An 11,729-nucleotide genomic window follows, 5' to 3' on the forward strand; every position below is an offset into this window, starting at 1 on the left:
CGAGTTGAGGAGGATAGACCGCGCGCCCGACTCGGCAACCCCGACTGTCAGACCCGTACGGCACGATCTGGTCATGCTGATTGCCACGAACGCCCGAGGTCACGCGGTGAAGCGCCCTTCGAAGCCCGCGATAGGCACCATGCTCGCCAACTTGGGACGCGACAACGAGCACATGGTCGTCGAACGACAGGACGAGGATCTCGCAGGTGACTGGTACATCCAGGTTCTGATGCGCGAGAACAACACGTATCAACTGGAGTACCGGGACGGCGTTGCCGCGGAGCACTACCAGACGCAGACCGTCTCCCAGGAGAAGGTGCTCCGAGCGCTGCTCGGTTGGGCGGCCGGTAGGTCGGACTGGCGAGAAGAGTTCATGTGGAACAACATCAGCGCTACGTTCGAGGCCCCCGCCTCCGAGGCCATGGACCAGCCGGCTGTCTAGCGTCAGCCCACTCCTGGTCACGCGGTCACGTCGCGGGGAGTTGGTAGGACAGGACATACGCGTCCGCCGCCATGACCGTGTCACAGACCTCCACGGCCCGCCCTTCGGTGTCGTACGCGGTACGGATCAGGTGAATGACAGGCACACCGGCGGCCAGCCGAAGGGTCTTCACCTCGGTGGGCGAGGGCATTCGGGCCCGGATCTCCTCCTCGAAGTGGTCGAGGCGATGGCCCAGTTCTTCGAGGCGGGCATAGATGCCGCCCGGGCCGGGGTTGGGCTCGGCGATCGGGGTGTCCCGCGCGATGTCGAGCGGGAGGTACGAGGCGGCGAACTCGACCGGTTTCCCGTCGAGCAGATACCGGCGCCGACGAGCAAGCACGCGCCTTACGGAACCGAGCCGGGCGGAGATGTCCTGGCTGGCCTTCTCCTCCTTGACCTCCAGGCTGTCGACCTGAGGGTGACTGCCGGCGGCGTCCGCCTCGACGATGAACGCCGACTTCCCCTGCTCGCGGTGGCGCCGGGCGAACCTGTCGGAGGCCAGCCGACGGACGGGCGGGCGCGGTCGCACGAAGACGCCCTTGCCGTGCTCCGCGTGCACCAAGCCCTCGCCCTGGAGGATGGAGAAGGAGTTTCGGACCGTCATACGGGAAACCCCGTAGTGGTCGACAAGCTCGGCTTCCGAGGGCAGTTTTTCGCCCTCTGTGAATCGCCCACGGTCGATGGCCTCGCGCAGCTGGTCGGCGATCTGCCGGAACACCGCACGGTCGCTCGTGGGGTCCAGGTCGCCGAGTTGGCTGGTCGGGAGTGAGGTCACGTTTACTCCTTTAGGTATCTAGACGAGTGGGCGAGTGTTGTTGCTACGGTGGAGAGCCTAGCCATCCGAGAGGGCCGAGGAACGTGAGCACTGACCGTCCGCACTCCGTGAGCGTTGCCGGAGTCATCGTCGACGACCAGGGCCGTGCCCTTTTGATCAAGCGACGCGACAACGGCAAGTGGGAACCCCCGGGTGGCATCGTCGAGCGGGAAGAAACCCTTCCCGAGGCCCTCCAGCGCGAAGTTCTCGAAGAAACGGGGATCAAGATCGCGCTTCCGGCGACCCTCACCGGCGTCTACAAGAACATGACGGGCCTGATCGTCTCCCTGGTGTTCCGCTGCGAGGCCGCCGATGGCTCGCCGACGACTGGGGACGAGACCCGCGCGCTGTGCTGGGCCACCCGCGAAGAAGTCACCGAACTTGCCGACGAGGCGTACGCGGTCCGCGTCCTGGACGCACTCGACTCCCTCGGCGGGGCATCCCCGCCGGCCATCCGCGCCCACGACGGCGTGAAACTCGTCTAGCCCGAACCCGCTGCACATGGCGGCCTACCAGCATAAAGGAACTTGTATGCACGAGTATACGAGCACTGCGCAGGTCTGGGGGCTCACTTGCCCAGGTTTCCCAGAAGAGGTGAGCCGGGCCCGCCGCTGGACGAGAGACATCCTGTGCGGTTCACCGCTGGCCGAGGACGCCGAGCTGATCGTGAGCGAGCTGAGCGCGAACGCGATCCTGCACACGGCGAGCGGTCGGGAGTCCGGCAGCTTCCATCTGGCGCTCGCGGTGTCCTCGCGGGTGGTTGCCCTGTCGGTGACGGACGACGGGGGAGCCGGTACGTCTCCGAAGGTCGAGCACCGGGACCAGGAGGCGGAGCACGGCCGCGGGCTGGGCATGGTCAGCGCGATCGCCCACCGGGTTGTGGTCCATGACAGCGACGGCGGCCACACGGTCACTGCGGAGCTCTTCATGGACATGCACCCTGGAGGACACCCATGCTGACACCGAACGGCACGCGGCCGGGGTTCTGGTGCGAGTGCTGGACCCAGGACCTCGCAGAGGAGCAGCGGCCAGCACTGCGGGCATCCTTCGACGCGTACTCGCCTCCGCAGGCGGACAGATGGGTTGCTGTCGCGCTGCGGACGATCTCACCGGCGCTCGATCCTGAGGCTTCCGACGACGCGTGGGTCTGGCTCTATCAGGGCCGCATCGCAACACGGCATGCCCTCCTGCACGGCGAGCCCTGCGAAGTCGCGGTCACTCATGAGACCACCCGCATCACGTGGACGATTCGACCGGTGCTCTTCCTGCCACTCGCACACCGGCAGGGTGCCGAACTCCCAGCGTGCGCATACGACTTCAAGCCCCACGCGTCCGACTGAGTTACAACTTTCTCTACTGGTTCAAGGCGGCTCGCTCCGCTCCCCGCGCGCGGCCCGGCTCCCGTCCGGGCCTGCGCTCCTGTCTCCGCCCCGCTCCAGCCCGGCCGGCACCCGTGCCGCGCTCAAAGCATGCAGCCGCCTGATGCCAGAGAAGGGGTACGTCGTGGCTGGGGCGGTCGGCTCCACGGCTTTACGGAGCCACTTTGGCGCGAGCCTCGAAGATCATGGCCCCAACGTCGTGCTTTACCGGGCAGGTCCACAGACTGCCCGACGCGCCGGAAGCTTACGGGGCCATGATCACTCGCGCCAAAGCAGCGCCACCCCAAAGCCGTTCCACCGACCTTCGTTTACTCGGCATCTGGATCTCCCAATTTTCCCAGGAGAGCGTGCGGAGAAGCTCCCACAATCTGGCTAAGCATATGCGTCAAAACGGTTGACACATTAATCAGGTCACTGATCAGCGGACTGACGTCACCATCCTCTTGCAAAATTCGATTAACCGTTTCAGAAGCCGCCTGCTGACCTCCACCTACAAAAAATGAGGAAAGCACCGCAGAAGCCCTTTTCCCGCTTGTTGGCATCTTAGGTGGCGCATTAACTTCTCTAACTCTTAGAGATTCGAGGGGATCCGCATCCTTAGACGCTGACACGACTGCCTCCAGTGCGGAGATAACCGGGATCGCTCGGAGAGAAAAATCGGTGGACTGATCCCCCAGTCCCACTCCAGAGATTCGGAAAAGAGCAGGATTGCCATCGTCGATATCTCCAGACCGCAAAGTTTCCAGGAGTAAGGGAGAAACGGCAACACAACGCCTAATTGCAATTCGCAGCATCCGATCCTCAACAGCAGCGTACCCCGCCATAGCATCTTCAAGAAGAGGCATGAGGAGAATTTGCTCAGGCCAGCTCTCAAGAAGTAGCTTCGCGTGCGAACTCCAATTGAACCTAGCCGTGAGGAGGCGAGATCTATCTAGCGTGATCGCCACATTCCTGTTGGGCCGATTTCCCGAAACTTGCATGCGCCCAGGTGGAATTCCGCAGTGTTGCGTGTAATCGCGCAGGTTATATAGGAATCTATAACCTACATGCTCGTCGAACGCGGACGACGTCGCATTTTTATATTCAGACATTTCTTCGCTCGATTTACCGAACTCCCGAAGAATAAAGTCTCTCTCGTTCTCCAGGTATAGTCGAGTGGCGGCCAGCCAGTTCGTAAGCTCGGCCATTAGAGAGCGCTTCACTACTTCCCGATTCGTCTGACGAAATTCGCCAGCATACCTCTCGACATTTGCGAATGTGTCTACCATAATTTGGAGGTTCGAATGATTCCTGAGGATGAGCGAAAAAGCGCCTCTTTCAACCAAGGTCTCGTAGGCGTTGACGGCGTCGACATGTCTAGCAAACTCATCCTCAGACATCTCATGGATGATCCGAACGTCCATCCCAGGCTGCCCGAGCTTCTGCGTCCAAACACCGAAAGCGTGAGTGATGTTCATACCCTTATGAGACCAGGAGGGGGCTATTTTTGCAACAGCCGAGAGATTGATCAAAGGTAGAGCCCAACGACTTAAGACTCATCCACCCGTCCGTCTTTCTGAAGCGGACCGCAATTAAATTATGCACCAGTTAGCGACATGTAAACTGCGTGATTCTCTGCACCAATGCTAGTCATGCATCCTCATTAAAGAAGTTTCCTAAAATTCAGAGAGATGACATTCCACCATCAGCGTCGCAATCTAAGGGCGATGCGGTACTAAATTGATCACCTTCTGCGAAGTCGCGCCTTAGCGCGCTCAAGAATGTCGTCATAGGTGACGATAGAAAGGTTTGGAACGTCAGACTCGGCGCTCCTGAGATCAGATGCAGAGTAGTCGCTTCTCTTCCCGATGAGAACCATCATGCGCGGTCGAAAGAACCGCAGACCATAGGTTTCTTCAACAGCTACCCTTTTTTTGACGTCATCGAAATATGATTGATACTCGCGCAACTGAGCACAGGCCTCCATGATTGCGGAGGTAAGTCGAACTCGGTTCTTACTGACTCGAAGCAATTTGGCCTTTGGTAGCTTGAGCTCTAGTAGGTCACAAAGCGCATTCGGATTTCTAGGCTTCAGAGCGAAGTCCGGAATAAGCGGTCCATCACTATCTCTCTGCAAAACAATGTGGGATTTCGCCTCTTCATAGGCGTCACCGCAAAGAAAATCAGGGTTTCGTTCGAAGAATTGGTGAAGATCCCGTTCGGCTGATTTTGGAGAGTTGATTAGATCTTCAAGTTCTTGAACCAGCGCCTTCCACCCCGCCGCCTCTAGAGATGCGACATAGAGGAGACTGTGTAGATGACCAGGTGTATCGAGGATTTTTACACTGCCATCCGATTGAACGGATACGAGTCTGAGTCGACCGTCAAGTAGTTCAATGCCAAGCCAGTCGTCACCGTTCGACTCGGAAATTTCCTGTTCCTCCTCGGTGTCGCCGGAATCAACAATCTTCACTTGATTCGCTTGTGGCCCTTTCTCGCCCTGCGAAATCTGGAACTCAACTCGTTGCCCTTCCTTCAAATCCCGATAGCCATCCATTTGGATCACACTGTAATGAACAAATAGATCCGCACCGCCGTCCACGACGATGAATCCGTATCCTTTCTCTGAGTTGAACCACTTAACCGTCCCATTGGCCACGACGTCCCCCAATCGCTGTAGAATATAATCAAATTGGTGGATAGCGACTGCCCCAGAGCAAAGGTGGACTCTACGTGTAGAGGTGATACCCGGGCGCGGCCCAGTCACTAACCGAGCGTCCGGCTTTGTAATAGCTGCCTGAGGCACCTCAGAAACCAGTCTCACGCGCAAGACTCTATCTGCGGGCACTGACAGCCGGCCTTGGACCTTGACGTCCCCCGCCAAGCGCCACTTGGCCCCGCACCGCACCGCACCAGCTCGAACGGGGAACAGCGGAGCATCACGGTACTAGCGACCGAGCCTGACTGTGCCGCGCTGTGGCTGTTTGCCCAGGTCAGCATTCTTACCGGCCCGAAATCGCAGCTTCCCAAGCTCATGGTCACCACCGCTGCGACGGATTGAAGAACTTGGTTGCCAGGGTCCGTCATCAAGGTGACGGCTCCGCCTCGTCCTGCAACAGCGTCAGCAAACGTCGCCCAAGCCCCGACACGGCGTACGGTCGGAAAGTACCTCCGTAGATCACGCCGTGGAGGGCACTCTCTACCAGTCCTAGCGAGATGAGCTTCTGAAGGACTGCGTGTCCACCTAGGTCTAGGCCAGGGTCGATCTTGTACACGTCCTGCAACGTCATGCCGTACTTCACGCCCTCCGAGGGGCGCTCGGGGGGCCGTGGCAACGGTGTCGCCAACGAGATGACGTGCATGAGCCTGATATGCGGAGGATCAATCTCCTTAATGGCTGTTTGCAACAATTCCCATATGTCGAGGCGTGCCGGCGCTGGGTCTTCCACCGCCGCGGCTAGGGCACGAGCAAGTGCCCGCCGCTTCTGGCTGAGTGAGATGTCCTGCGCGGCACTGACAACTCTCCCGGCGAACTCAAGCAACCGCTCATCGGAGAGAAGCCGATCCTGTAGTTCTTCCGGATCGATCCGCAGCACACGGGTGACTTCACGCACCAACTCAGAACGTCGACCTGCACGGTGCGCTGCAACCCGATCCGCGACCATGTCATAACTCGTTGCCAAGGCAGGGCCAACGGCCGCTCCAAGCAGTGCCCCTTCGGATCCGCCGATCATGGCACCGGCTGCTGTTCCAGCCGTGGCGGCGGCTATCTGCTTCAGGCCGTCAGCTATCTGACCTTCAGTCCTTTTGCTCACAGAGCGACTGTATGCACTCGTCGCCGGGCCAGGCCCTCTTTTTGCCTGATCCCTCGACCTGGCCACGCCTGGCTCGGTGCAACACGCTACGCACGTCATGTAGCGGATCATGACGAGCCTGTGAGCCCGCGCGGAAGGCGTCGCCTGCCAGCCGTCTCAGTTTCCGTCTCATTCAGCCCCGTTCACGGCCGTTCAGGCGAGACCCGAACCCTTCCCCGTCAGGGCTGTCGACCGTCCATGAACGCAGGTGAACGCCCCTGCACCCACCCCAACTCCCCACCACCACAGTTGGAAAGCGTGCATCTGAGCCTGGTCATGGTGATGCTCTACACGTCGCATCCCAGGCGTGCGGACGCCCCTTCGGATGAATCACGACAATGTTGCACTTCCAACCAGTTCGCCTCGCGTGTGACTCAGGTGGCCTACGGTGACCGTCACGCGCAGCAAGGCAGGGGGAACCGTGAGCACACCACCGCCGCCGCAGAGGCCACCGCGCCCTGACGAAGTGCTTGCCTTCCATAACGGTGACACGCTGGAGAACATCCCCGTCATCCGCGACGCCGCACTTCCTCGACCGCTGCGGTTCCCTTGGAAGGCGACGATAACCGGGGGAGCCGTTGCCTCCGTTTTCGGCGTTTTCCTGGCTCTAGTGCTGCATCAGCAGACGGGATCGGACGACAAGGACGGGAAGGCGCTCCCTCAAGCAACCCGCAGCGCCACAGAGGCGGTACGCGGAAACAGCGGAACCTCTCCGGCGCTGCCAGCGCAAGCTTCGCCGTCGAGTACTACGCCGTCCCGCTCAGTGGTTGCAGCGCCAACGTGCGTCCCGGTGAGCTACAAGACGCCTGGCGGTCCAGCCGCCTGTGAGCCGAAAGCCGATGTCTGCGTGGCCGGCGCACCCTGCTATGTCGAAGACATCGAGGGGCTGTGTGGTGGCCCCGTGCCTCTCCAGGCCATTCACGTCATCTCGCAGCCTGCCACCGGTGGGGACCCCGGATCCACCTACTGTCTCGCGTGGACGGGCAGCAGCGACGGCGCAGGAAGGGACGCCACCCTTCTGATGAATGCGGCCGGTTATCAGTGTGGTGCGTACCTGGTCGGCTCAGACGGACTGGCGATCCAGGCGGACGGCACGTCAGTCTTCTCGGATAGTCCTCAGTCCTGCGAGGGGTCCTATCCGGGCACCAGGATGACCTACCCGGGCGTTCTGGACTTTCCGACCGAGGGCGGTGCGCAGCCCCCCACCTACGTCTGCGTTACTGAAAACGCAGGTGCATAGGCGAGTGCAGCAATGAGTACAGCCGCAGCCGCGCCGATTCGACTGCCGCTGTACAGCAACGAAGTACAGCAACCCCAGCAACCTTCAGCGCCCAACACCGGCCGCCAAGCCCCTCCCCGCAGCCTGTATGACCTTCAATGACCGATCTCTGTAGAGCTACGGATCAGAAGGTTGCAGGTTCGAATCCTGCCGAGTGCACCCAGGTCGAAGCCCCGCTCCGGTGATCGGAACGGGGCTTTTTCGTGCCATGTGGCAGCGACGTACAGCGGATGAGTCCGCGGGGGTCCTGTCGCAGGGCAGCCGTCGGGTTTCTGGTCGTCGGGCTTCTCAGCTCAGTTGTTGGGCCAGGCCGATGATGATGCCCTCTGGGCCGCGGAGGTAGCAGAGCAGGTAGCTGTCCTCGAAGCGGGCGATCTCGCCGACGAGTTCGGCGCCGTGCGGGCGCAGGCGGGCGACGGTGTCCTCGATGTCGTCGACGGCGAACATGACGCGGTGGGTGCCCAGGATGTTGTGCGGCCGGTTGCGCGGACCGGCGCTGATCACCTCGGGGCTGCGGTACTTCGCCAGTTCGAGCCGGCTGTGACCGTCCGGGGTCCGGACCATCGCGATCTCACAGTGGACGCCGTCGAGTCCGGTGCACTGGTCGGCGAAGGGGCCCTGGACCTCGCCCCTCCCCTCCAGCTCCATACCGAGTTCCAGGAAGAACGCGACGGCGGCATCCATGTCCTCGACGACGATGCCGACGTTGTCCATCCGCTGAATCGCCATGCTGGTTTCTCCTTCTTCCTCGTGCGGCCGGTGGTGGCCGCTGATGTCCCTGGGACGGAGCCGGTGGCACGTTCTCGACATCGACATCACGTCAACATCGGCCTCAGTCGCCATTAGAAGCCGTCAGAAGCCGTCCGATTTCGGCGTCCTCTGCGACTCGGCTCGGCTCGATCGGCTCGCCCTAGCGGCTCTCGTGGCGGGCCGTGGTCTCGGACTTGTTGAGCCAGTCGAGGTACCAGTTCGTGAAGTCGACGGGGGTGGCGGGTGTTCCGAGGGGTTGGAAGGTGCCGTCGCCGGGGCGTTCGTCGAGCCAGATGTGGCCGCGTTCCGGGCCGGAGAGGACGAGCCAGTAGCAGTAGCCGCAGCCCTCGTGGCAGAGGTTCAGCGCACCGGATGTCGACCACTCGAAGAGTGTGTCGTCCCGCGCCAGCCAGGCGCGGACGGCGTCACGGAACGAGTCCTCGTCCGTGAACGCGGACTCCTCGGGCTCCCCGGCACTGTGCTCGGCCTGGAGGCGTGCGCTGTCCTGCGGTGGCGGGAAGGGGAGCCGCATCCGGTCGTGCGGCATGGCGTCGTTCACTTCGGTCCACAGCCATCCGGCGGCGCTCCGGCTCAGGGTGCTGAGACCGTAGCCGGGTCCGGCACCGCCGGCGCCCACGTCGAGCATAAAACTCCGGTAGTCGTCCGGCAGGGAGATGCCCCACTGAGCTTCCGCCGCGCTGACGTCCGATTCCGACAGCGGATCGGCGAGACGGAAGGGATGGCCCTGAGCCCCGTACGAGTCCCAGGCGCCGAAGACCTTCCGTGCCCGATCCGTGCGGGCCAGGCTCTTCACCCGCTCACGGACGCCGGTCCAGATCGATGCCCCCATGAGCCGAAGCGTAGGCCCGCGCCCGTGGCCGAGGTGGCCTGGGGATTGTCAGTGGTGGCCTCTACGCTTTCGGTGATGGCACAGGTGTGGAGATGTACGGGGCTGCGATGGGGCGACGGTGGCCCTGTGCTCGTGTGGGAAGGGGGGCGGCGGAGCACGCTGACCTGGGGGAAGCCGGTCGCCTTCGGGGTCGTGGGTGGGGGTGGGCGCAGGTGTGTGGGGGCGCGCGGGAATGTGTGTCCGGTGCGGGCCGCGGTGGCGGGGCGGACCGTCGGTGCCCGGTGCGAGGAGTGCGGGCGGCTCGAGCGGGCGCACTCCGTCGCGGCGGACACCATCGCCGATGACCTTCGGCCCTACTCCGTCTATCTGGCCTGGTTCGGGCCCGGCATGGTCAAGGTCGGGATCACCGCCGTCGAGCGCGGGTCCGCCCGGCTCCTGGAGCAGGGCGCCGTCGTCTTCAGTTGGCTGGGACGCGGGCCGCTGATGGCCGCCCGGCGGAGCGAGGAACTGCTGCGTACGGTCCTCGGCGTGCCGGACCGGATCTCCTACGACGCCAAGCGGGCCGTACGGAGTGCCCTGCCGGACGTGGCGGCGCGGGCGGCGGAGGTGCGTGAGCTGCACGCGCGGGCGGTGGGGCTCGACGGGTGGCCCGAGTCCCTGGAGCGGATGCCGTTCGAGGCCGTCGATCACGCCGGGGTCTTCGGGCTCGCCGGGCTGCCGGCCGCCCGGGGTGTCGTCGCCGAACTCGTCGCGGGGGGTGTGGTGAGGGGGGAACTGGTCGCCGCCGCCGGACCCGACCTGCATTTGGCCACCGACCGCGGAGTCGTGGTCCTCGACACGCGGCTGATGGCCGGCTGGGAGCTGACCACGGCCACGGCCACGGCCACGGCCACGGGGGCGGGGGCGGCGGGGGCGGCGGCGAGGGCGGCGGCTGCTGCCACCAGCGTCGGTGCCCTCCCCGTCCCCGGCCCCGTTCTCACCGTTCCCCTACGGGAGTTGAAGGACCCCGCCGTTCAGGACGGCCTCTTCTGAAGCCGACCCTCCGCCTGGCGCCTGCCTCCGGCCGATCCTCCGCCCGGCGCCTGCCTCCACCCCGCGCCTGCCTCCGCCCGGCGCCGGCCCCCCAAAAAACCGCCCCACCCCCCATGGTCAAGAATTCGATCCCTTTCGCCTCCCGTTGGGCAAGGCCCTGGACGTCGGAGGACCCGGCGTCCGAGAGTGGCGGACATGAGTGATCACGACCTGGCCGCCAGCGAGCGGTTGTGAACGGGATGGACGGCCGGTCGGAGTCCGGCGAGGTGCGGGAGTTCTGGACGCGGCTCGGGCTTCCGGGGCTCGTCGACGTCCACACCCACTTCATGCCCGAGCGCGTCCTGCGCAAGGTATGGGCCTACTTCGACGGGCTCGGCCCGCTGACGGGCGGCGTCGAGTGGCCGATCACCTACCGCGGCGACGAGGACGAACGGCTCGCGATGATCAGGGAGTTCGGGGCGCGGGCCTTCACCTCCATGCTGTATCCGCACCGGCCGGGCATGGCGCGGTGGCTCAACGGCTGGGCCGCCGACTTCGCCCGGCGCACCCCGGACTGTCTGCACACCGCGACCCTGTTTCCCGAGCCGGGCGTCGAGACGTACGTGCGCGAGGCCGTCGAGGCGGGCGCGCGGGTCTTCAAGGCGCACGTGCAGGTGGGGGCGTACGACCCCGGTGACCCGCTCCTCGACCCGGTCTGGGGACTGCTCGCCGAGGCCGGCATCCCGGTCGTGACGCACTGCGGGTCCGGGCCCGCGCCCGGCAAGCACACCGGGCCGGGGCCGGTGGCCGGGGTGCTGGCCAGGCATCCCCGGCTGCGGCTGGTGGTCGCGCACCTCGGGATGCCCGAGTACGAGGACTTCCTCGGGCTCGCGGAGCGGTACGGGGAGGTGCGGCTGGACACGACCATGGCGTTCACCGACTTCAGCGAGCGTCTCTCGCCGTTTCCGCGTGCGGCGCTGCCCCGGCTCGCCGACCTCGGGGACCGGGTGCTGCTCGGCACCGACTTCCCGAACATCCCGTACCCGTACGTCCACCAGCTGCACGCCCTGGAGCGGCTCGGCCTCGGCGACGACTGGCTGCGGGCCGTCTGCCACGACAACGGGGCGCGACTGTTCGGGATCAGCCCCACGGCGTGAGCCCGGCGACCTGTCCAAGGAGAGCCCCGCCCCACGCCCGCTGAGCCCACCCCACCCCAGGCCAGCCCACCCCAACCCCAGGCCACCCCAGGCCAGCCCACCCCAACCCCACCCCAACCCCAGGCCACCCCAGGTCTCCCCCAAGCGCTCCCTGAGAGCCCCCTGTGCGTTTCTC

General features: G+C 64.1%; 13 protein-coding genes and 1 pseudogene. 7 read left to right on the forward strand and 7 right to left on the reverse strand.

Annotated features, from left to right (window positions below; genetic code table 11):
• Positions 1–73 precede the first annotated feature (73 nt).
• Positions 74–442, forward strand: coding sequence for a hypothetical protein (locus ACIP79_RS07445; RefSeq protein WP_401220484.1), 369 nt, complete (start codon positions 74–76; stop codon positions 440–442).
• A 25-nt stretch (positions 443–467) separates the two neighbouring features.
• On the opposite strand, the gene ACIP79_RS07450 is transcribed toward ACIP79_RS07445, so the two are convergent.
• Positions 468–1,256, reverse strand: a complete 789-nt coding sequence (locus ACIP79_RS07450; protein WP_401220487.1) for a GntR family transcriptional regulator — start codon at positions 1,254–1,256, stop codon at positions 468–470.
• A 107-nt stretch (positions 1,257–1,363) separates the two neighbouring features.
• Between ACIP79_RS07450 and ACIP79_RS07455 the strand changes: the two genes are divergently transcribed.
• Genes ACIP79_RS07455 through ACIP79_RS07465 form a run of 3 tightly spaced genes read left to right on the forward strand, consistent with a single transcriptional unit; the run spans position 1,364 to position 2,635 of the window.
• Positions 1,364–1,780, forward strand: coding sequence for an NUDIX hydrolase (locus tag ACIP79_RS07455; RefSeq protein ID WP_401220947.1), 417 nt, complete (start codon positions 1,364–1,366; stop codon positions 1,778–1,780).
• A gap of 46 nt (positions 1,781–1,826) precedes the next feature.
• Positions 1,827–2,255: an ATP-binding protein gene (locus ACIP79_RS07460; protein ID WP_401220490.1), complete on the forward strand. Its 429-nt coding sequence runs from the start codon at positions 1,827–1,829 to the stop codon at positions 2,253–2,255.
• On the forward strand, positions 2,249–2,635 hold the full coding sequence (locus ACIP79_RS07465; protein ID WP_401220492.1) for a hypothetical protein: 387 nt from the start codon (positions 2,249–2,251) through the stop codon (positions 2,633–2,635). The genes ACIP79_RS07460 and ACIP79_RS07465 overlap by 7 nt, the downstream gene beginning before the upstream one ends.
• A gap of 347 nt (positions 2,636–2,982) precedes the next feature.
• On the opposite strand, the gene ACIP79_RS07470 is transcribed toward ACIP79_RS07465, so the two are convergent.
• From ACIP79_RS07470 to ACIP79_RS07485, 4 genes and pseudogenes are all read right to left on the reverse strand, one after another.
• Complete coding sequence (locus tag ACIP79_RS07470) at positions 2,983–4,131, reverse strand: hypothetical protein (protein ID WP_401220495.1); 1,149 nt, start codon at positions 4,129–4,131, stop codon at positions 2,983–2,985.
• 266 nt (positions 4,132–4,397) lie between these two features.
• A complete protein-coding gene (locus ACIP79_RS07475) occupies positions 4,398–5,126 on the reverse strand; it encodes a Shedu anti-phage system protein SduA domain-containing protein (protein ID WP_401220950.1) in 729 nt (242 codons plus the stop codon).
• Positions 5,118–5,312 (reverse strand): annotated as a pseudogene (locus ACIP79_RS07480) (cold-shock protein); the annotation flags it as partial. The gene ACIP79_RS07475 and the pseudogene ACIP79_RS07480, both read right to left, overlap by 9 nt.
• 427 nt (positions 5,313–5,739) lie before the next feature.
• On the reverse strand, positions 5,740–6,468 hold the full coding sequence (locus ACIP79_RS07485; RefSeq protein WP_401220498.1) for a hypothetical protein: 729 nt from the start codon (positions 6,466–6,468) through the stop codon (positions 5,740–5,742).
• A gap of 829 nt (positions 6,469–7,297) precedes the next feature.
• Here ACIP79_RS07485 and ACIP79_RS07490 point away from each other — a divergent pair.
• Positions 7,298–7,747 (forward strand): hypothetical protein, encoded by a 450-nt coding sequence (locus ACIP79_RS07490; protein ID WP_401220500.1) that lies wholly within the window; start codon positions 7,298–7,300, stop codon positions 7,745–7,747.
• A gap of 327 nt (positions 7,748–8,074) precedes the next feature.
• On the opposite strand, the gene ACIP79_RS07495 is transcribed toward ACIP79_RS07490, so the two are convergent.
• The gene (locus tag ACIP79_RS07495) at positions 8,075–8,515 is read right to left on the reverse strand and encodes a VOC family protein (protein WP_401220503.1); all 441 of its coding nucleotides are present in this window, start codon (positions 8,513–8,515) and stop codon (positions 8,075–8,077) included.
• Positions 8,516–8,696: 181 nt separating this feature from the next.
• Positions 8,697–9,386, reverse strand: a complete 690-nt coding sequence (locus ACIP79_RS07500) for an SMI1/KNR4 family protein (RefSeq protein WP_401220505.1) — start codon at positions 9,384–9,386, stop codon at positions 8,697–8,699.
• Between the two features lie 75 nt (positions 9,387–9,461).
• Here ACIP79_RS07500 and ACIP79_RS07505 point away from each other — a divergent pair, with 75 nt between their 5' ends.
• Together ACIP79_RS07505 and ACIP79_RS07510 are read left to right on the forward strand one after the other, a co-directional pair.
• A complete protein-coding gene (locus ACIP79_RS07505; RefSeq protein WP_401220508.1) occupies positions 9,462–10,418 on the forward strand; it encodes a DUF2797 domain-containing protein in 957 nt (318 codons plus the stop codon).
• Positions 10,419–10,657: 239 nt separating this feature from the next.
• Positions 10,658–11,554, forward strand: a complete 897-nt coding sequence (locus ACIP79_RS07510) for an amidohydrolase family protein (protein ID WP_401220953.1) — start codon at positions 10,658–10,660, stop codon at positions 11,552–11,554.
• Positions 11,555–11,729: the final 175 nt, after the last annotated feature.

It is taken from the genome of Streptomyces sp. NPDC088747, assembly GCF_044751025.1.
GTDB lineage: Bacteria > Actinomycetota > Actinomycetes > Streptomycetales > Streptomycetaceae > Streptomyces.

What these genes read in the sequence shown, in the direction of transcription:
- ACIP79_RS07445 (WP_401220484.1), top strand. Translation starts at nt 74, where the DNA reads ATGCTGATTGCCACGAACGCCCGAGGTCACGCGGTGAAGCGCCCTTCG.
- ACIP79_RS07460 (WP_401220490.1), top strand. Translation starts at nt 1,827, where the DNA reads ATGCACGAGTATACGAGCACTGCGCAGGTCTGGGGGCTCACTTGCCCA.
- ACIP79_RS07465 (WP_401220492.1), top strand. Translation starts at nt 2,249, where the DNA reads ATGCTGACACCGAACGGCACGCGGCCGGGGTTCTGGTGCGAGTGCTGG.
- ACIP79_RS07470 (WP_401220495.1), bottom strand. Translation starts at nt 4,131, where the DNA reads ATGAACATCACTCACGCTTTCGGTGTTTGGACGCAGAAGCTCGGGCAG.
- ACIP79_RS07495 (WP_401220503.1), bottom strand. Translation starts at nt 8,515, where the DNA reads ATGGCGATTCAGCGGATGGACAACGTCGGCATCGTCGTCGAGGACATG.
- ACIP79_RS07500 (WP_401220505.1), bottom strand. Translation starts at nt 9,386, where the DNA reads ATGGGGGCATCGATCTGGACCGGCGTCCGTGAGCGGGTGAAGAGCCTG.
- ACIP79_RS07505 (WP_401220508.1), top strand. Translation starts at nt 9,462, where the DNA reads ATGGCACAGGTGTGGAGATGTACGGGGCTGCGATGGGGCGACGGTGGC.
- ACIP79_RS07510 (WP_401220953.1), top strand. Translation starts at nt 10,658, where the DNA reads ATGGACGGCCGGTCGGAGTCCGGCGAGGTGCGGGAGTTCTGGACGCGG.